This is a genomic window from Salegentibacter maritimus (assembly GCF_016236915.1).
GTDB classification, from domain to species: Bacteria; Bacteroidota; Bacteroidia; order Flavobacteriales; family Flavobacteriaceae; genus Salegentibacter; species Salegentibacter maritimus.
In genome coordinates this window covers 1-322 of sequence record NZ_JAEHOK010000068.1, presented here as the reverse complement: position 1 = coordinate 322, position 322 = coordinate 1, and the positions used below count along the sequence as shown (strand labels likewise).

1 protein-coding gene is annotated in these 322 nt (G+C 46.0%); it reads left to right on the top strand.

Translation table 11 applies throughout. The annotated features are described in order from the left end of the window. Positions 1-322 (top strand): hypothetical protein (locus I6U49_RS17340; RefSeq protein ID WP_198629703.1); only part of this gene is annotated, 322 nt, incomplete at both ends.

Sequence of the window (322 nt, the reverse complement as noted above, 5' to 3'; positions counted from 1 at the left end):
AACGGAACAAGGGATGATAACCAGCCATTAGATGCAGAATATCCCGTGGGAACCACCAATATTACATGGACCGTGACAGATGATAATGGAAACGAGGCTGAACCGGTAATACAAACCATAACGGTAACTGACGATCAGGCACCGGTAATCGCGGCTGTGGAAGCTATCAATACTACTGCAGATGCAGATACCTGTGGGGCGATGATAGAAATTGTACCTCCGACGGCTACTGATAACTGTTCAGTTGGAAATGTAAACGGAACAAGGGATGATAACCAGCCATTAGATGCAGAATACCCCGTGGGAACCACCAATATTACAT